Annotated in this window: 19 protein-coding genes; 18 read left to right on the top strand and 1 reads right to left on the bottom strand. The window is 40.5% G+C overall.

Going from position 1 to position 18,066, the window contains the following annotated elements; genetic code table 11:
• Positions 1–163 precede the first annotated feature (163 nt).
• The 4 genes from LK416_11515 to LK416_11530 all read left to right on the top strand — a co-directional run bounded on the left by LK416_11515 (position 164) and on the right by LK416_11530 (position 4,131).
• Positions 164–796 (top strand): helix-turn-helix domain-containing protein, encoded by a 633-nt coding sequence (locus LK416_11515; protein ID UEA74271.1) that lies wholly within the window; start codon positions 164–166, stop codon positions 794–796.
• A 287-nt stretch (positions 797–1,083) separates the two neighbouring features.
• Positions 1,084–2,685 (top strand): HAMP domain-containing histidine kinase, encoded by a 1,602-nt coding sequence (locus LK416_11520; GenBank protein ID UEA74272.1) that lies wholly within the window; start codon positions 1,084–1,086, stop codon positions 2,683–2,685.
• Positions 2,663–3,352, top strand: coding sequence for a response regulator transcription factor (locus LK416_11525; GenBank protein ID UEA74273.1), 690 nt, complete (start codon positions 2,663–2,665; stop codon positions 3,350–3,352). The genes LK416_11520 and LK416_11525 overlap by 23 nt, the downstream gene beginning before the upstream one ends.
• A gap of 77 nt (positions 3,353–3,429) precedes the next feature.
• Positions 3,430–4,131 carry an RluA family pseudouridine synthase gene (locus tag LK416_11530; GenBank protein UEA74274.1) on the top strand — a complete coding sequence of 234 codons (702 nt, stop codon included), beginning with the start codon at positions 3,430–3,432 and terminating at the stop codon, positions 4,129–4,131.
• 149 nt (positions 4,132–4,280) lie between these two features.
• Here the strand turns inward: LK416_11530 and LK416_11535 are convergent, their stop codons facing one another.
• Positions 4,281–4,958: a hypothetical protein gene (locus tag LK416_11535; protein ID UEA74275.1), complete on the bottom strand. Its 678-nt coding sequence runs from the start codon at positions 4,956–4,958 to the stop codon at positions 4,281–4,283.
• 271 nt (positions 4,959–5,229) lie between these two features.
• On the opposite strand from LK416_11535, the gene proS reads away from it, so the two are divergent.
• The 14 genes from proS (at position 5,230) to LK416_11605 (ending at position 17,995) form a co-directional block, all read left to right on the top strand.
• Positions 5,230–6,666: a proline--tRNA ligase gene (gene proS / locus LK416_11540; GenBank protein ID UEA74276.1), complete on the top strand. Its 1,437-nt coding sequence runs from the start codon at positions 5,230–5,232 to the stop codon at positions 6,664–6,666.
• Between the two features lie 735 nt (positions 6,667–7,401).
• Positions 7,402–8,742, top strand: coding sequence for a CCA tRNA nucleotidyltransferase (locus LK416_11545; GenBank protein ID UEA74277.1), 1,341 nt, complete (start codon positions 7,402–7,404; stop codon positions 8,740–8,742).
• A gap of 181 nt (positions 8,743–8,923) precedes the next feature.
• Entirely contained in the window at positions 8,924–9,286 is a 363-nt protein-coding gene (locus tag LK416_11550; protein ID UEA74278.1) for a VOC family protein, read from the top strand.
• 150 nt (positions 9,287–9,436) lie between these two features.
• A complete protein-coding gene (locus tag LK416_11555) occupies positions 9,437–9,721 on the top strand; it encodes an antibiotic biosynthesis monooxygenase (GenBank protein ID UEA74279.1) in 285 nt (94 codons plus the stop codon).
• 30 nt (positions 9,722–9,751) lie between these two features.
• On the top strand, positions 9,752–10,852 hold the full coding sequence (locus LK416_11560; GenBank protein UEA74280.1) for a hypothetical protein: 1,101 nt from the start codon (positions 9,752–9,754) through the stop codon (positions 10,850–10,852).
• A gap of 113 nt (positions 10,853–10,965) precedes the next feature.
• The gene (locus LK416_11565; GenBank protein UEA74281.1) at positions 10,966–11,613 is read left to right on the top strand and encodes an esterase; all 648 of its coding nucleotides are present in this window, start codon (positions 10,966–10,968) and stop codon (positions 11,611–11,613) included.
• 6 nt (positions 11,614–11,619) lie between these two features.
• Positions 11,620–12,420 (top strand): MBL fold metallo-hydrolase, encoded by an 801-nt coding sequence (locus LK416_11570; GenBank protein UEA74282.1) that lies wholly within the window; start codon positions 11,620–11,622, stop codon positions 12,418–12,420.
• A 112-nt stretch (positions 12,421–12,532) separates the two neighbouring features.
• On the top strand, positions 12,533–13,153 hold the full coding sequence (locus LK416_11575) for a hypothetical protein (GenBank protein ID UEA74283.1): 621 nt from the start codon (positions 12,533–12,535) through the stop codon (positions 13,151–13,153).
• 111 nt (positions 13,154–13,264) lie between these two features.
• Positions 13,265–14,221, top strand: a complete 957-nt coding sequence (locus LK416_11580) for a hypothetical protein (protein ID UEA74284.1) — start codon at positions 13,265–13,267, stop codon at positions 14,219–14,221.
• A 246-nt stretch (positions 14,222–14,467) separates the two neighbouring features.
• Positions 14,468–14,683 carry a nucleotidyltransferase domain-containing protein gene (locus tag LK416_11585; GenBank protein UEA74285.1) on the top strand — a complete coding sequence of 72 codons (216 nt, stop codon included), beginning with the start codon at positions 14,468–14,470 and terminating at the stop codon, positions 14,681–14,683.
• A gap of 256 nt (positions 14,684–14,939) precedes the next feature.
• A complete protein-coding gene (locus LK416_11590) occupies positions 14,940–16,307 on the top strand; it encodes an MATE family efflux transporter (protein ID UEA74286.1) in 1,368 nt (455 codons plus the stop codon).
• Positions 16,308–16,590: 283 nt separating this feature from the next.
• Complete coding sequence (locus LK416_11595; GenBank protein UEA75916.1) at positions 16,591–17,190, top strand: YitT family protein; 600 nt, start codon at positions 16,591–16,593, stop codon at positions 17,188–17,190.
• 123 nt (positions 17,191–17,313) lie between these two features.
• Positions 17,314–17,607 carry a nucleotidyltransferase domain-containing protein gene (locus tag LK416_11600; GenBank protein UEA74287.1) on the top strand — a complete coding sequence of 98 codons (294 nt, stop codon included), beginning with the start codon at positions 17,314–17,316 and terminating at the stop codon, positions 17,605–17,607.
• A complete protein-coding gene (locus LK416_11605) occupies positions 17,591–17,995 on the top strand; it encodes a nucleotidyltransferase substrate binding protein (protein UEA74288.1) in 405 nt (134 codons plus the stop codon). Before LK416_11600 ends, LK416_11605 begins: the two co-directional genes overlap by 17 nt.
• Positions 17,996–18,066: the final 71 nt, after the last annotated feature.

Here is an 18,066-nt window from a genome sequence, read left to right on the forward strand (position 1 = left end):
CTGCTTTTTATGTGAAAAAAATATGGCGAAAATCTTGTAGAATTCTGTAGGAATAATGCCTACGATATGAATTGTAGAGATGGGAAGATAAATGTAGAATTATTTTGTGTAATGGACAGGCTGGGTCTGACTGTCCGAAAATAAAGCAGGAGGGTACATATAAATGGGAAATAAATATCTGATAAAGGAAGCGGCAAAGCTGGTTGATGTGGAGCCTCATGTATTAAGGTATTGGGAAGAGGAACTTGATATGCGGATCAAGCGGAATGATATGGGACATCGATATTATGATGAGCAGGATATCCGCATTTTAAAGAAGATAAAGGAATTGAAGGATCGCGGAATTCAGCTTAAGGCAATACATGAACTGGTGCAGAAAATGTATGATATTTTGGAAAATGGTGTTCCGGCAGAGGATGCATCCAAAGAGGTAGAGGCAGATTTTACCTCGGAGTTAGTGAATACGGTAACACAGATCGGTGAAGATGTGGATGACGATCAGGCAAGGATCGTGGATTTCAAGCTGGTTCAGTTCCAGTCCGTGATGTCAAAGATCGTTGGAAATTCCATAAAGGAGAATATTAAGCCAATCAGTCAGGCAGTGACAGCGGAGACAACCGAGCAGATAGCAAAGCAGATGGATGTCATTATGAGAGAACAGGACGAGCGGGCTGAGGAGCGGTACCGAAGACTGGATACCGTGATCCGGGAAATGCAGCAGACCAGACGGGAGATTGCGGCAGCAGAAACTACCGGAAAAAAGAAAAAACATTTCTTTGGCAAGAAAAATAAGTAACAATGTATGCAGATCCATCTATCATTCGTTTTCTTTATAAAAACTTCATATAAGAGGCTGCAAAAGCATGATATAATGAGCGTAAGCCGAGCAATGCAGAATAAAAAGTACATAGACCGAATGTAAGCTTGCTTACAATGAGGTCTATGTAGTTTTTATTCTATAGTGCGAAGCACGGACATCGAGTAATCAGAAAGATTACGAGATGAGCATTGCGAAGGAAAAGACATCGAGTAATCAGAAAGATTACGAGATGGGTATTGAAAATTTTTTATAAAGGAAAACATATGAAGATCATTAAAAAAGTTAAATGGGCATTGGTTTCGGTTTGGATTTTTATCGTGTTGATCATGGTGATAGGAACGATTGTGATCGGACGAAGTTATCTGTCAGAAATGTTTGGAGATGGATATAGTATACAGTCATTATATTCCATTAGTGATCCGATCAAGGAGACCTATAGAAATCTGTCGATTATCATGTCGGAGGTACAGGAAGATCTGCAGACAAATCCCAATAAATTTTATGATAAAAAATATTTTGAAAGTTTGAATCAGAAAGCTGGAAATTACAGGACATCGGTTCTCGTCTATCTGAACGGAGAATTTGTATATTCCGGAATACAGAAAGATATAGAGGAACTGGAATCCTCGTTACTTACTAAAAGAACCATTTATACAAATGGTGAAAGAGACATTGATCAGGATAACAATTTATCGGAAGTCAGTGTGGAAGATATGGGGGCACAAGGTTCATACTCATTTGGAGAGAATGGAAAAACCTATGAATATATGTTGACTACCCCGCAAGCATATCTGTGTAATGAGATTGATTATCAGATTGACGGAAAACCGATCAGCGTTTTTCTGGTTACCTACTATGGTAATTATGTCAGCCAGTTTAAGAGTGCACTTGTGGGTTTCATTTTTATGATGTTTTTGATCATGCTTGTGTTGACGACGGCATTGTTAGCGCTGGTATATACACAGTTTATTCGACCGTTGGTACGATTAAAAGAGGCAGCAGAGGAGATCGGTACAGGAAATTTGAACAGCCCGGTCGACGTGAGCAGCAGCAGAAAAGATGAGATCGGAGAGTTATGCCGGTCATTTAATGACATGAGGGTACGTTTGAATGAGTCTGTTGAGCTTAAGATGCAGTATGAGGAAGAGAACAGAGAGTTGATCAGTAATATTTCCCATGATCTGAAAACGCCGATCACGACGATCAAAGGTTATGTCGAAGGTCTGATGGATGGTGTGGCAGATACGCCGGAGAAACAGGATCGCTATCTGAAGATGATCTATAATAAGGCAAATGAATTGGATGCGTTGATTAATGAGCTGTCGCTCTATACAAATATTACGAACAATGCGATACCATATGAATTCCACAGGGTATCAGTTAAGGATTATTTTAATGATTGTATGGAAGAGGTTCGGGCAGATCTGTTGTCACATAATATGACTCTTACTTATAATAACTATTGTGCAGAAGATGTAAAGGTTGTCGTTGATCCGGATCAGTTGAAGCGAGTTATCAACAACGTTGTTACGAATGCAATCAAGTATACAGACAAAGAGGAAGGTCATATTGACATTTCTATAGAGGAAAGTGAGAAGATGATCAAGGTATCGATCAATGATGATGGACGGGGTATTGATAAAGAGAGCCTGCCGCATATATTTGACCGAACCTATCGTGCAGACAATGCAAGACGTTCCAGAGGCGGAAGCGGACTGGGACTTGCTATCTGTAAGAAGATCGTGGAAGAACATGGTGGAAAGATCTGGGCAACCAGTACGAAAGGCGAGGGTACAACGATCTATTTCACATTGAAGAAGTACATCAAGGAGGAAAATAAAGATGAGCAGAATATTGATAATTGAAGATGAACTTAGTATTGCAGAACTGGAGAGAGATTATCTGGAGTTAAATGATTTTGAAGTCGAAATAGAGACAAACGGAGCAAAGGGTCTGGATAAGGCACTGGAGAATGACTACAGTCTGATCCTGCTTGATCTGATGCTGCCGGATCTGGATGGATTTGAAATCTGTCGTCAGATTCGTGAGAAGAAGGATATTCCGATCATCATGGTAACAGCGAAGAAGAATGATATTGATAAGATTCGTGGATTGGGACTTGGTGTTGATGATTATGTAACAAAACCCTTCAGTCCAAGCGAACTGGTTGCCAGAGTAAAAGCACATATCTCCAGATATGAGAGATTGATCGGTTCAACTGCATTGCAGAATGATGTGATCGAGATTCGTGGTTTGAAGATCGATAAAACTGATCGTCGTGTCTATGTGGATGGCGAAGAGAAGGTATTTACAAATAAGGAATTTGATCTTTTGACCTTCCTTGCAAGCAATCCGAATAAAGTATTTTCAAAGGATGAACTGTTCAATAAGATTTGGAATATGGAGAGTATCGGGGATATAGCGACCGTAACGGTTCATATTAAGAAGATTCGCGAGAAGATTGAATTTGATACATCTAAGCCACAGTATATCGAGACTGTATGGGGCGTAGGATACAGATTCAGAATGTAGTGAGACAGAAATTATTCAGGCAGGAGAGAGCGTATCAGGGCTTTGGATTGTAAGAGGTTCTGATAAGGAGATAACAGATGAAGATAGAAGTATTATATGAAGATAATGATATATTGGTTGCTGTGAAGCCGTACGGACTGCCATCACAGCCGGATAAGAAGAATTCTGAAAATATGGTCAGTATGTTGAAGCTCCGTATCTTTGAGAAAGAGCATCGGACAGAGGAACCGTATCTGGCACCGATCCACAGATTGGATCGACCGGTTGGCGGCATTATGTTATTTGCAAAGAATAAAGAAGCTGCGGCAAAATTGTCTAAACAGAGCGAAGATGGTGAGATGGTCAAATATTATCAGGCGATCTTAACAGGTGAACTTCCGAATGATGCCGGAACGATTACGAATTATCTGATTCATGATAACCAGACCAATGTCACAAGGATTGTGGATAAAGATACACCGGGAGCAAAATTAGCAGAGCTTGATTATGAAGTGTTAGATGTCATGGAGACAGATGATGGAATCTTAAGCTATGTGCTGATCAATCTTATCACAGGCAGAACACATCAGATCCGTGTTCAGATGGCTGGTAAAAAAGCAGGCATTTGGGGTGATACAAAGTACAATCCTAAGTTCCGGAAGACAAAAAAATCTTATAAACAGATCGGTCTTCATGCATCCAGGCTGGAATTTGAACATCCTGTGACAGGAGAACACATGGTATTTAAGAATGAGCCGGAAGGCAAGGCATTCGAGATTATCGAGCTGGATGAATTTTAGAGATAAAAACCGAAGCTATAGGACAAAATGTGTTGATAAAAACCGCCTTCAACCCTGATAAATAAAGGGATGAAGGCGGTTTAATCTTTTTCAAATAAAATTTGAGGGTGAAAAATATGCTGATAGCTGAATCTGTCTACTACATATATCTATTTGGTTTTTGGGATAGATGTCGGATAGATTACATCTTCAAAGCCATTATAGCTGTGAACCCAGCGCATATTTCCATCGCTGTCATATTCTATTAAGTAGCTTATGATTTCGTCCCTGAAAGTCATAATAAGAACGTTCTGATCATTTATCTCATAGGTTCCTGTCCGTGTCGTCTGCCCTTTTTCGGTGACGGTCATATCTTCTGAGAAGGTAAAGTTCCCCTGATCCTCTACTGTCCATAGGGAATCGCACAGTTTTTCTTCAACTGTCCGTTCATCCCGTTTTTCAGGAAGATGGGTCATAACGAAATAGATTGAGACAAATGCTGCTGTGAGGATCAGAACAACGATAATGGTTATCTTCATAACTTTGAAGGTATGTGTCGTTTTCCTCTGTCTGGACAGGGATGCCTGCTGATCTTTGATCATATCCTGATAGGAGGCTGTGATACTGTAGCTTGAGCCTGTGATACTATTTGTCTTGTTTGTTGATAGTTCCTGTGTTGATTTTAACCGCAGGATAGCAGTCTCGGTCATGCCTTTGGTATTGATGTCTTCGGTCTGATTCGGAAGCTCTTTTTCCTGCAGGTATTGTTCGGAGATGGGAAGTCTGCCTGACTTGTCTGTTCCATTTTTCAGATGGAAGGAAGAATGGGTCTGTTCTTGTTCACTCATTTATTTATCCCTCGGTTTATATACGCAATTTATCATGGATACTATATACACAATTGGTAGAAAATGCAAGAAAAAAATATTTTGCATTCTATAAGAACAATTCCACGAGAACAAGCTATGAGAACAAGCAAAAATCCCTTGAAAATATTGGACTATATCTATATAATGACAGAAGGTATGTAACTTTTTAAAAGACAGGTATAGATGTCAGACACATTTAAAAGGTTACACGATAGAATTATTTTATGAGTATATAAAGGAGAAAATTGAGATGGCTAATGAAAAGAAATTAGTAGAGGCTATTACTTCCATGGACGAAGATTTTGCCCAGTGGTACACAGATGTTGTAAAGAAAGCAGAGCTTACAGATTATTCAAGTGTAAGAGGATGCATGATTTTACGACCGGCCGGTTATGCCATCTGGGAAAATATACAGAAGGAACTCGACAGAAGATTCAAGGAAATAGGCGTAGAAAATGTATATATGCCATTGTTCATTCCTGAAAGTCTTCTTCAGAAGGAGAAGGATCACGTAGAAGGATTTGCACCTGAAGTTGCATGGGTAACACAGGGTGGCTTGGATCCACTTCCGGAGCGTTTATGTGTAAGACCTACATCAGAGACTCTGTTCTGTGATCTGTATTCGAATATCATTCATTCATATAGAGATCTTCCAAAGGTTTATAACCAGTGGTGTTCAGTTGTTCGTTGGGAAAAGACAACCAGACCTTTCCTTCGTTCGATGGAATTCTTATGGCAGGAAGGTCATACGGCACATGCTACAGCAGAAGAAGCAGAGGAAAGAACCATCCAGATGTTAAATGTCTATGCTGATTTCTGTGAGCAGGTTCTGGCTATTCCTATGATCAAGGGACGTAAGACAGATAAAGAGAAGTTTGCAGGTGCAGAGGCTACTTATACGATCGAAGCTCTGATGCATGATGGTAAGGCACTTCAGTCCGGAACAAGCCATAATTTCGGAGATGGATTTGCCAAGGCATTTGGCGTTCAGTATACAGACGCAAATAATAAATTACAGTATGTACACCAGACTTCATGGGGTATGTCAACCAGAATTATCGGCGCGATCATCATGGTTCATGGTGATGACAGCGGTCTGGTGCTTCCACCAAGAATCGCTCCTACACAGGTTATGATCATTCCGATCAACCAGAAGAAGGAAGGCGTTCTTGAAAAGGCACAGGAGGTCAAGGCAGCTCTTTCTGAGAAGTTCACAGTTAAGCTGGATGATTCTAATAAGAACCCAGGCTGGAAATTCTCTGAGCAGGAGATGCGCGGCATTCCGGTTCGTATCGAGATCGGACCAAAGGATATCGAAGCTGGTCAGGCAGTTATCGTACGTCGTGATAACAGAGAAAAGACAGTTGTGTCATTAGATAATATTACAGAAGCAGTTGGAGAGATCCTTGAGAAGATGCAGGCAGACATGCTTGCAAAGGCAACTGCTCACAGAGATGCCAATACACATGAGGCTCATAACTGGGAAGAATTCACTGACATTCTGACAAGAAAGCAGGGATTCATCAAAGCTATGTGGTGTGGCGACAGAGCCTGTGAGGAAGCGATCAAGGATGAGACCGGTGCAACAACCAGATGTATGCCATTTGAGCAGGAGCATCTGTCCGATGTCTGTGTACATTGCGGTAAGCCTGCAAAGACGATGGTATACTTTGGCAAGGCATACTAAGAGGAACATCGGCAAAGACGATGGTATACTTTGGCAAAGTATGATAAAAGAAAGAGTAGCCATTAGCAGATGATAGATAAGTAGTGTATTTGATTTTGCAGAATTTATGATACTTGCAATAGGTGATAACAAACATATTAATAGATTGTTATCACCTATTTTAATGTAATATATATTTGGGATGGAATATGCTGTTTTCAATTGATATCATGAAATATGGCATAGATGATGGCGCAATCATGAAGTATATGGTATAGATGATGACGCTTGAGGGTATATTGGATGAAAAAGCTTGTTAATACCCAGACGAAGGATAGGCATACGGGTATGACAGCTAAGAAACAGAAGTGATACCCAAGTGAGAGGTAGGCATACGGGTATGACAGCTAGAAAACAGAAGTGATACCCAAGTGAGAGGTAGGCATGTGGGTATGACAGCTAAGAAACAGAAGTGATACCCAAGAGAGAGATAGGCATGTGGGTATGACAGCTAAGAAACAGAAATGATACCCAAGTGAGAGGTAGGCATGTGGGTATGACAGCTAGAAAACAGAAGTGATACCCAAGAGAAGGGCAGGCGCGTGGGTATGACAGCTAAGAAACAGAAGTGATACCCAAGAGAAGGATAGATCATAGGGTATACTAGAAGAGAAGATGAGAGATACCCTATCAAAAAATAAAGTAATGGTATTGTGTACAGAAAGGCATAGAAATACCCAAGGAGGAGGTTGTGATATGGAGATCAGGATGCCGGAGAATGCGAAAAAGGTAATAGAGACACTGGAAGCTGCCGGATATGAAGCCTATATTGTTGGTGGCTGTGTGAGAGACAGTATTCTTGGCAGAGAACCGGGAGACTGGGATATTACGACAGCAGCAAGACCGGAACAGGTAAAGGCGTTATTCAGACGGACGATCGATACTGGAATTAAGCATGGTACGGTTACGGTTATGTTTGGTAAAGAGGCATATGAAGTAACCACCTACCGGGTGGATGGAGAATATTCCGATCACAGAAGACCGGATTCTGTGGAATTTACTGCGAATTTAGAAGAAGACTTGAAGCGTAGGGATTTTACGATCAACGCTATGGCATACAGTCCTTCAGCAGGTGTGATCGATCTGTTCGGTGGAATGGATGATCTGGACAATAAGGTCATTAAGGCGGTCGGTGATCCGCTGGCACGGTTTGACGAAGATGCCCTGAGAATCCTTCGGGCGATCCGGTTTGCAGGCCAGCTTGATTTCACAATCGAGAGGGATACCAGAAAGGCGATGATCCTGCGGGCACAGTTCTTACAGGATATCAGTGCCGAACGTATCCGCGTGGAGCTTGACAAATTGCTGACTTCTGCGCATCCGGAGAAATTGATGGAAGCATATGTGACAGGTATAACAGCATATATCCTGCCGGAATTTGACCGAATGATGGAACAGCCGCAGAACAATCCATACCACAAATACAACGTAGGAGTTCATTCGATGGAAGCAGTTAAGGTTATTGAGCCAACTACAGTATGCAGATGGGCTGCGCTGCTTCATGATGTGGGAAAGCCGGAATGTCATACAGTGGATGAAAATGGTATCGACCATTTCTATGGACATAATGAGAAGGGGGCAGAGATTGCCCGTAAGGTGCTTCGCAGACTGCGGTTTGACAATGAAACGACAGATCTGGTATGCAAGATGGTGCTGTGGCATGATTATGGTTTAGGGGAGATGTTGAAAAAGACAACCTTCCGAAAAGCACTCAGCAGGATGGGAGCAGATTTCTTCCCTTATTATATCAAGATTCGCCGGGCGGATATGGCGGCGCAGAGTGATTATAAGTTAGAAGAACGGAGAGGCAGCATCGAGCATCTGGAGAAATTGTATCAGGAGATCACGGATGCGAAAGATTGTCTGACGATTAAACAGCTTGCCATCAATGGAAAGGATTTGATCGCACTTGGCGTAAAGCCGGGAAAAGAGATCGGCGATATCCTGCAGGAGCTTCTGAATCAGGTGCTTGGCAGTCCTGAGTTGAACAACAGAGAAACGCTGCTGTCTATGGCAGATAAATATATTAAGAAGTAAAAAAATAAAGGTGGAATTATAACTGCATCCAGCTAATTATATATTGACATTACCCAAGATTTCGTAATGAGATGCATAGTGCCGGTAAATACGAGTGCCTGTTTGAGTCCGAAGGTAAATGTGACATTTTATGTGAAAGACAGGAGATTATTTAAAACAGATAAAAATATGGAGGTGTAGAATGAGACTGAGGAATGTGTTAATTGTTGTGAAAGATATTGAACGGTCAAAGCAATTTTACCATGATCTGTTTGAACTCGAACCAATATTAGATAATGACGGAAATCTGATTCTGACGGAAGGATTAGTATTGCAGGATGAGAGGATATGGAAAGATTTTCTTAAAAGAGATGTGATATCCCACAATAATTCCACCGAGCTATATTTTGAGGAGCGGGATATCGAAGCTTTTGTTGAAAAGCTGGAGCGGTTATATCCATCGATTGAATATGTAAATCCACTTATGGTTCACAGTTGGGGACAGAAGGTGGTTCGTTTCTATGATCTGGATGGAAATCTGATCGAGGTTGGGACGCCGGCGTAACCGGAAACAGACAAGGAAGCTATATGCGGCGGAAAATTTATAATTCTGGGTGAAACATTGAGGTAACTGTGTATTAAGGGAAAATCTGTTTGACATGAAGGAAAGCAAGTAATACATAAGCTGACGGGGCTAAATAACAGGAGAGAAAAAATGAGAAACATCGTTTTGCTTGTCAGATATACAACACAATCAGGGATGAGAGGGAAATTTGTTGAGGCTGTGATGGCATCCGGGATTTTAGATCAGATTCGGAAGGAAAAAGGATGTGTGTCATATAATTATTATGAGGATGTCGAAGATCCGGACAAACTGCTGCTCGTAGAGGAATGGGAATCGGAGGAGGATCAGCAGAAGCATTTGCAGATGCCGCATATGGAGATGTTAAAGCAGATAAAAGAAAAATATGTCTTTGATACAGTAGTAACAAAAAGATAGGGTTTATATAATGGGAAAGGGGAAATTACTATGTGGAAAATATTTATAATTTTATTCGGAGTGCTTTTCGGCATATTTATTCCAAAATCAATATACGAGAATTATACAGATACAAATCGGGAAGACAGTACTTATGAAGAATATTCATATGCAGACTCAGAGGACAGTGTTTATGGGGACTATCCGTATCCAGATCCGGAGTATGCTGCCGGACGAGGTAACTTGAAAACCTATAACAACAAGGACTATGATCCGACAAAAACAGACTGGGAAAATTATGGGGATACCGGCTCGATCATGGAGATTGCGGACACGGACTGGGCATTAGAAAATGCTCCCGTGTTTCATGTAGAAACAAAGGAACAACTGGCTGGAGTTGTGTATTATGTCAATGCAGTCAAAGGGTATAATGATTCCGTGGAACTCTACCTTGAGGCGGATATAGATCTTGACGGTCTGGAATGGGTTCCGATGGGCGGATGGTACAGACCAGATAGATATCTTGAGTACACTACATTTGTGGGGCTTATAGATGGACAAAATCATATAATAAAAAATATGCATATAGATACAAAATACGGTGGACATTGCGGATTTGTAGGATATTCTTATTCCTTGCAGGTGAAGAATATCACTTTTGAAAAGGCATATGTGTCTGGAGGAACGTATGTAGGAATTGCAGGCGGAGAAATTTATGGTTCTGAAGACTGGATAAATGTAAATGTATCAGGTATGGTTGGAACACCCGGACCTGAAACCGGCTCGATCGTTGGCAGGGAAGCCGGTATTAATTTCAGAGACTGCGATGCAACGGTTGTGTATAAAAAGGAAAACGGAAGATTTGGAAGTATCCGGTATTTTTCACACAGATATCAGTTAATTGCAGAAACACCGGTTGTTGAAGCATTTACCCTGACTTATGAAAATGGCGTGATCATAAGAGATGAAGTTGAAGGATATGATAATCTGGGCTGGCATATTGAGCGGGATGGTTCGCTTCTTTTGGACAGAGCAGCAGAAGGTGAATTGCAGCTGCCGGCAGAATATACATATCCGGATACATCGATCTGGCTTGAGGCATATATAAATGGAACGTATATCAGAGTCAGCAATATAATCGAAGTGCCTTGATCAGATAGCGCTATTTTGTCCGGTATTTCAGGAGAAAGGGAAGTATATTATGTGTTTGCGGAGTGGTGGTGTTTCAGATATTATAATAATATACTTAAATTTGGAGAGCAAAAATGGTTGTATATAAATATGGTGATCCGGAAGCAAATATTGTATTGATTCAGCCAGTGGGAGATCATGATGTGCATGATATAGAAAATGAGGTTTCAGAGATAAAGAAGAGGACTTCTCTGGAATTTCAGATGGTCGCAGTTAAAGTAGATAGCTGGAATCAGGATCTGTCTCCGTGGAGAGCACCTGCTGTATTTGGAAATGAAAATTTTGGCGAGGGCGCATCGGCGTTACTGGTGCAGATATTGGAATTGTGCAAGGATGAAAGAAAGACTTATTATCTCGGTGGATATTCCCTTGCAGGACTGTTTGCACTTTGGGCATCCTGCCAGACGGACAGGTTTGCCGGGATAGCGTCAGCATCCCCATCAGTTTGGTTTCCGGGATTTCTTTCGTATGTGAAAGAATATGGGATTGCAAGCCCGGTTGTTTATCTGAGTCTTGGTGATCGGGAAGAAAGAACGAAGAATCAGGTTATGGCTACGGTAGGCGATTGTATCCGGGAATTGTATGGATGGCTACAGGAGCAGGAGATTGACAGTATACTGGAATGGAATCAGGGAAATCATTTTAAAGAACCGGGAATCCGGACGGCGAAAGCATTTGCATGGGTGATGGAAAGAACAAAAGGAACGATCAGAGGAAGGTGATACTTTATGAATGTTACGATGCTTGGAACAGGAAGTGCACTTGTTACGGAATGTTATAACACCTGTTTTGTGTTGCAGGAAAATGAGAAATATTTTATGGTGGATGGTGGCGGTGGAAGTGCCATTCTGCATCAGTTAAAGCATGCCGGAATTGACTGGAAAGAGGTTAGAACTATCTTTGTGACACATAAACATATCGATCACATTACGGGTATCATATGGATGATCCGTATGATATGCCAGCATATGAAGCAGGGCGAATATGAAGGCGAAGCTGTGATATATGCACATGATGAAGTCATTGATCTGCTGCTTGATCTGGCCAGAAAACTTCTGCCAAAGAAAGAGACAGATTTTATCGGTAAACGGCTGCATCTGATAGCAGTTAAAAATGGAGAGTCTGTTGAAATTTTGAATAAACGGGTTACATTTTTTGATATCCAATCCACAAAAGCGAAACAGTTCGGTTTCTGCATGGAACTGGGAGATGGAGAGAGATTAACCTGCTGCGGAGATGAACCATACAATCCATGTGAAAAGAAGTATGCAGAGAACAGTACATGGTTGTTGCACGAAGCATTTTGTCTGGATGGTCAGGCGGATATATTCCATCCATACGAGAAGCATCATTCAACAGTGAAAAATGCCTGTGAGTTTGCAGAAGAATTGCATGTGAAAAATCTGCTGCTGTATCATACAGAGGATCGGAATCTTTCACATCGAAAAGAATTGTATTATGAAGAAGGAAGAAAATATTTCAGTGGGAATCTTCTGATCCCGGATGATCTGGAAACGTTTATAATTTAATATGGTGATCCGGACGGCGAAAGCATTTGCATGGTTGATGAAGAATATGCTAATATAGTTAGCAGAGGCTAACTGCATTGGCATATTTTTTTTATAAAGGAGAATAGATATTATGTTACAGTGGAAAATATTTATGGTGATGGCATTGATCGGGCATATATTGTGTGGGATTTCAGATGGATTTCTGACATATGCTCCAAATGGAAAAGTCAATCTGACAAATTTTAAGGATTATGAAAAATCCAAGGTAGCCTTTCATGGAATGCCACTGAAGAATCTGTCGGTTGCGATGTTGTTGGGCGTGTGTGCAATGACGCTTGAGATATTCGGATACATAGCTCTTTGTGATTGGATGCAGCAGTATTCAGAAACATATTATCTGATCATGCTAATAACAACACTTGTCATGTTTATCAATCTTGCATTGCATCATCTGTTCTGTTGTCTGGTTGAATGGTTTTTTGTAAAATTAAATCTGACAGAAGAAGCTCTGCACGCGGTATGGGATTTCTTTAAGACAACCTGTTATACGATGTATCTGGGATATCTGGGAATGTTGGTATTTGCGGCAGCATTTTTTATTGCTGTTGTGACAGGAAAAACTTCACTTCCGGCATGGGCATGTATTTTTAATCTGCTGCCGCTTGCAATCGTGATCCTGCCAACAAAACTTCCGGCAAAAGCAAATGTAATCGGGGTGATCATGTTTGCCGGGTTGCTTTTTCTTATATAATGGTCACGTTCGAGAGTCGGGAACTATCGGCGTTCTTACTTTATAGAAATTATCTTGTAAAAAAGTATAAAATAAAGGAAAATGTAAAAAAAGTATAAAATGAGGTAATATATGCAGAAGCCATTTACAATTACATTTAGTAAAGCACCGAAAAACGCATGCATTCATGCAGATAAAACAGCATATTATCATTTACCGGGGCTGTTCGAATTCTATGAGCTGTATCGTGTATTCCTGCCATTGTTCCGGGAGCACAGAGAATATTTCTATGACTGGTGCGAGATCGGTTCGATCTATGGTGCTCCGGCGGACTGTCTGTGGGGTGGCGGACGTGTTGGATATGGTGATTGTGATCCGGAGGATGTACGGGAATTGATGGACGAGTATGGAATCTCAGCCCGATTGACCTTCAGCAACTCCCTGCTTTGTGAGGAGCATCTGGCGGATAAGAGATGTAACGAGCTTTGCAGATTATTTGAGAAAAACGGAAAGGCAGAAAATGGGGTGATCGTCCATTCGGAGCTGTTGTTAGATTACCTAAAAAAGCAGTATCCGGGTTTTTATTTTGTATCATCGACTACAAAGGTTCTGACAGATTTTGAGGAGTTGGTAAAGGAGACAGATCGGGAAGATTTCCGTTATGTTGTGCCGGATTTCCGATTGAATAAGGCATGGGAAAAATGGGAAACACTGACACAGTCGCAGAGGGATAAAGTGGAATTCCTGTGTAATGAATGTTGTTCCTTTGGGTGTAAGGACAGACGCAAATGTTATGAAACGGTCAGTCGCAAGAATCTTGGAGAGGATTGCCCGGAGCATGAGTGTACGGCTTCAGATGTCATGGGCGGTTATCGTTTTTCAAAGGCAATGACAAATCCGGGATTTATCGGAATCAATGATATAAAAGAAACATATCTGCCGATGGGATTTTCTCATTTTAAGATTGAAGGGCGAAGCCTTGGCAGTGCATTGATCTTGGAATTTTTGCTTTATTACATGACAAAACCGGAATATCAACTGCACGTTCGGGAGGTTGTCTATCTGGATAATATGCTGGATCTTTTTTAATGAAGTAAGTGGTTACGAAAAGGTGACTATGTAATAAAAAAGCGCGTACTTTTTTGCGTGATATTTCAATGTAAGCTATGAGTGTAGCAAAAAAACGCCGGATCATTATTTGTCCGAGATAAGAGAAATAAGGAGTTGGTTTCATATGGCATATTTTAACCGCACTCATCTGGCTGGAAGTTATGTATCAAAGGAGCAGCCACACAGCAAACCAAGAAAGTCGGGCAGAGTTAAGATTGTGGAGTAGTGCAAGAAGTAATATTATATGGTTCAAGGGCAAAAGGTACAGCGATGGAAAGAAGCGATATTGATATTGCTGTTTCGGGTGTGGATAACTTTGAATCACTTGTTGAAAAAGTGGAAGAATTGCCAACACTTTTCAGTGTGGATTTAGTGAATATGGATACCTGTAGGAATCAGTTATTATTGGAGGATATCAGGCAATATGGACGAGAAATTTAACAGACGGTTTTTATCTTTCTGCAATTCACTGGATGGATTGTCGGATTAAAGCCATCCCAATTTTTCGTTTGACTTTTTCGAAAATGAGAAATATAATAACGTCTTGAACGAGTAGCAAACATGCGTAAATCCAGTTTTGCTGCTCTTTTTTTTAATTATATATTGCCATTAAAAAGTGTGTAGCTTATCAGCGTAAGTCCAACTTATAAGATAAGTACACACTTTTTTTATGTGAAAAAAGGAGGATTAAATTAAGATGGCGGAAAGTAATAAGATGAGGGAGATGCCGGTAAATAAGCTGATGGTTCAGATGGGAATACCGATGATCCTGTCGATGGCATTACAGGCGGTCTATAATATCGTGGACAGTGCATTTGTAGGCAATATGAAGGTGGGGAGTGAAGCAGCATTAAATGCACTCACACTGGTATTTCCGGTTCAGATGCTTATGGTGGCTGTGGGAATCGGAACAGGTGTAGGAACAAATGCACTTCTTGCCATGACACTTGGGCAGAGAGATATGAAAAAAGCAGCAAGAGTCGCAGGCAACAGCTTATTTCTTGGTGGAATTATTTATGTGGTATGTCTGTTATTTGGTATCTTTGGAGTGAAAGCCTACATCTCATCTCAGACCGTTGATCCGGAAGTTATCTCGATGGGAACAACATATTTGCGGGTCTGCTGTGTGTTGTCCTTTGGCATTGTCTTCTTTTCATTATTTGAAAAATTATTACAGGCAACAGGACGTTCCCTTTATTCAACAATCGGTCAGGTTGCGGGAGCTGTTATAAATATTATTCTTGACCCGATCATGATTTATGGTATCGGACCTGTTCCGGAAATGGGAGTAGCGGGAGCCGCATATGCTACCGTCATAGGACAGATCGTATCTGCCGGTTTGCTTCTGGTATTTCATCTGAAGTTAAATAAGGAATTTGAACATGGAATAAAACATATGAAGCCAAGTGCCAGAACTATGAAAGAGATATATTCCATTGGTCTTCCTGCTATCATTGCACAGGCACTTATGTCAATTATGGTTTATGCGATGAATCTTATTTTAAAGTTCAATCCTTCCGCCCAGACGGCATATGGATTGTTTTATAAGGTGCAGCAGTTTGTATTGTTCCTTGCATTTGGACTGAGAGATGCAATCACGCCGATCATAGCTTTTGCATATGGCATGGGAAGCAAGAAAAGGATCAAAGATGGAATCCGCTATGGTCTTATTTATACCATAGCATTGATGATCCTGGGCGTTCTCATCACAGAGATTTTTCCAAATGCCTTTGCTTCGCTGTTCAATGCAGGTCAGTCAAGAGCGTATTTTATCGGTGCAATGAGAATTATCTCGATCAGTTTTATATTTGCCGGAATCAATGTGGCATATCAGGGAATCTATCAGGCATTGAATGGCGGCCTTGAGTCGCTTGTCATATCACTTCTCAGACAGCTTGTGATCATATTGCCATTGGCAGCGATTTTTTCTGTCTTTGTAAGAAATGGTCAGATAGGTGTTTCGTTGATCTGGTGGGCGTTCCCGATTACAGAATTTATCTCATGCTTAGCGGGATATGTATTTTTGAAGAAAATACAGAGAAACAAGGTAGAAAAATTAGGATAAACTACGAATGTGGTATCTGTAAGCTCGGTAAGAGGGAAAACTGTTTTGAATTTGTTCCGTGTCTGTGCAATATGGATGAGCGGAATTCAGGACAGGTGAATGAAAAGTCTAATCCTTCAGCTTTGTAAGATTGACAAAAACAATACAATGCAGTATATATAGAACAATATAAATGCTTGTCTCGGCGTTAAAGAAGACTATAGATTTTGCTGTTTCTGAACATAACAGTATGCTCTATAGTCTTTTTTATTTATGTAATTACAGAAGATGGAGGAAGAACATGATGTCATCAAAGAATTGGTTGAAAAAAATAGTGATAATTATAGTAGGTTCTGTTATTGCAGCTTATGGAATCACACTTGCCTTGTATGCGGGATTTGGAGGCGCAACACTTGCAGTTTTGTGGCAGGGTATTTCAGAAACATTTCATATAAGTATCGGAATGGCTTCGTTTGTTGTAGCTGTTGTGATGATCTTATTTGCGGCTATTTATGACAGGTCGCAGATTCATATAGGAACATTTTTGTATCAGGTTGTGTACAGTGGGTGTGTGGATGTATTTGCAAAATGCCATATATACAGCAAATACATGTGGATAAATTTCTTCATTATGCTGGCAGGTGTGGTCTTATTTGCAGTTGGAACAGGTCTGTATGCATCTGCATCTCTTGGCAGAGGTTCTTATGAAGCAGTAACCTTTGCATTGGCAGAGAAAAATAACTGGCAGGTTAAGATCGTTCGTATGATATTAGATATTTTAATGGTCGTGACAGGCGTGCTTTTGGGAGGAAAGTTTGGAGCATGTACGATCATCACAGTTATAATTTCAGGACCGGTTATACAATTTACAAATGGCAAGGCAAAGCAGATTTTTAAGATGTAGGATGAAAATATTCAAAAATATATCCTTAAAAAATCCTCATGATACTGTATGAATATGCCTATAGAAAAATAAAATATGCTGTGGTAAACTGAGAGAAGAATTATCCGTTATGGAGGGAGACAAATGGCATATAATCTTCCGGATAGAGTTATAAAGGAAATTACAGTGTTTGCAAAAGAAAATTCAATTATAAAAATAGTTTTGTTTGGATCTCGGGCAAGAGGAGATCATACAGAGAGAAGTGATGTGGATTTAGCTGTGTACGGTGGGGATTTTGATTCTTTTTATTGGAATATAAAAGAAAACATCCATTCGCTCCTTTCTTTTGATGTGGTTGATATGAATTCAAGGGTTACGGAAGAATTAAAAAAAGAAATTGAAAGGGATGGGGTTGTTATATATGAAAAAACTAGATAATTTTGCAAATTGCCTTGATATATTAAAGCAAGCAGATTTTGAACTTGCAGACAGCAATGATATATATCGAATGGGTGTTGTTGGGCAGTTTAATCTGACTTTTGAACTTGCCTGGAAAGCATTGCAGGAAGTGCTGAGAATGCATGGAGTAGAAGGAGCGGAAACAGGTTCGCCAAGAGAAATATTACAGGTCGGGTATAAAGTCGGATTTGTGAACGACTCATCTGTTTGGCTGCTGATGTTGAAAAAAAGAAATACATCAATTCATATATATAACGAGGAAGAAATTGATGAATTGATCGTGTTTATACGAGATAGTTTTATTCCAGCTTTTACAGATCTTGAGGAGACATTGCAGGAAAAACTTATAGAAGTAGATGAGTGGTAATCGTCTTTAATAAACTCCGGTTTGCAATAGTGAGATGAATAAGTCCTTGCACAAATACCCTGCATAAGGTA

The sequence above is a fragment of the Lachnospiraceae bacterium GAM79 genome, from assembly GCA_020735665.1.
Lineage (GTDB): Bacteria > Bacillota > Clostridia > Lachnospirales > Lachnospiraceae > Coprococcus.

What these genes read in the sequence shown, in the direction of transcription:
- LK416_11595 (UEA75916.1), top strand. Translation starts at nt 16,591, where the DNA reads ATGTCATCAAAGAATTGGTTGAAAAAAATAGTGATAATTATAGTAGGT.
- LK416_11520 (UEA74272.1), top strand. Translation starts at nt 1,084, where the DNA reads ATGAAGATCATTAAAAAAGTTAAATGGGCATTGGTTTCGGTTTGGATT.
- LK416_11545 (UEA74277.1), top strand. Translation starts at nt 7,402, where the DNA reads ATGGAGATCAGGATGCCGGAGAATGCGAAAAAGGTAATAGAGACACTG.
- LK416_11560 (UEA74280.1), top strand. Translation starts at nt 9,752, where the DNA reads ATGTGGAAAATATTTATAATTTTATTCGGAGTGCTTTTCGGCATATTT.
- LK416_11575 (UEA74283.1), top strand. Translation starts at nt 12,533, where the DNA reads ATGTTACAGTGGAAAATATTTATGGTGATGGCATTGATCGGGCATATA.
- LK416_11580 (UEA74284.1), top strand. Translation starts at nt 13,265, where the DNA reads ATGCAGAAGCCATTTACAATTACATTTAGTAAAGCACCGAAAAACGCA.
- LK416_11600 (UEA74287.1), top strand. Translation starts at nt 17,314, where the DNA reads ATGGCATATAATCTTCCGGATAGAGTTATAAAGGAAATTACAGTGTTT.
- LK416_11550 (UEA74278.1), top strand. Translation starts at nt 8,924, where the DNA reads ATGAGACTGAGGAATGTGTTAATTGTTGTGAAAGATATTGAACGGTCA.
- LK416_11555 (UEA74279.1), top strand. Translation starts at nt 9,437, where the DNA reads ATGAGAAACATCGTTTTGCTTGTCAGATATACAACACAATCAGGGATG.
- LK416_11530 (UEA74274.1), top strand. Translation starts at nt 3,430, where the DNA reads ATGAAGATAGAAGTATTATATGAAGATAATGATATATTGGTTGCTGTG.
- LK416_11565 (UEA74281.1), top strand. Translation starts at nt 10,966, where the DNA reads ATGGTTGTATATAAATATGGTGATCCGGAAGCAAATATTGTATTGATT.
- LK416_11525 (UEA74273.1), top strand. Translation starts at nt 2,663, where the DNA reads ATGAGCAGAATATTGATAATTGAAGATGAACTTAGTATTGCAGAACTG.
- LK416_11570 (UEA74282.1), top strand. Translation starts at nt 11,620, where the DNA reads ATGAATGTTACGATGCTTGGAACAGGAAGTGCACTTGTTACGGAATGT.
- LK416_11535 (UEA74275.1), bottom strand. Translation starts at nt 4,958, where the DNA reads ATGAGTGAACAAGAACAGACCCATTCTTCCTTCCATCTGAAAAATGGA.
- proS (UEA74276.1), top strand. Translation starts at nt 5,230, where the DNA reads ATGGCTAATGAAAAGAAATTAGTAGAGGCTATTACTTCCATGGACGAA.
- LK416_11515 (UEA74271.1), top strand. Translation starts at nt 164, where the DNA reads ATGGGAAATAAATATCTGATAAAGGAAGCGGCAAAGCTGGTTGATGTG.
- LK416_11605 (UEA74288.1), top strand. Translation starts at nt 17,591, where the DNA reads ATGAAAAAACTAGATAATTTTGCAAATTGCCTTGATATATTAAAGCAA.
- LK416_11590 (UEA74286.1), top strand. Translation starts at nt 14,940, where the DNA reads ATGGCGGAAAGTAATAAGATGAGGGAGATGCCGGTAAATAAGCTGATG.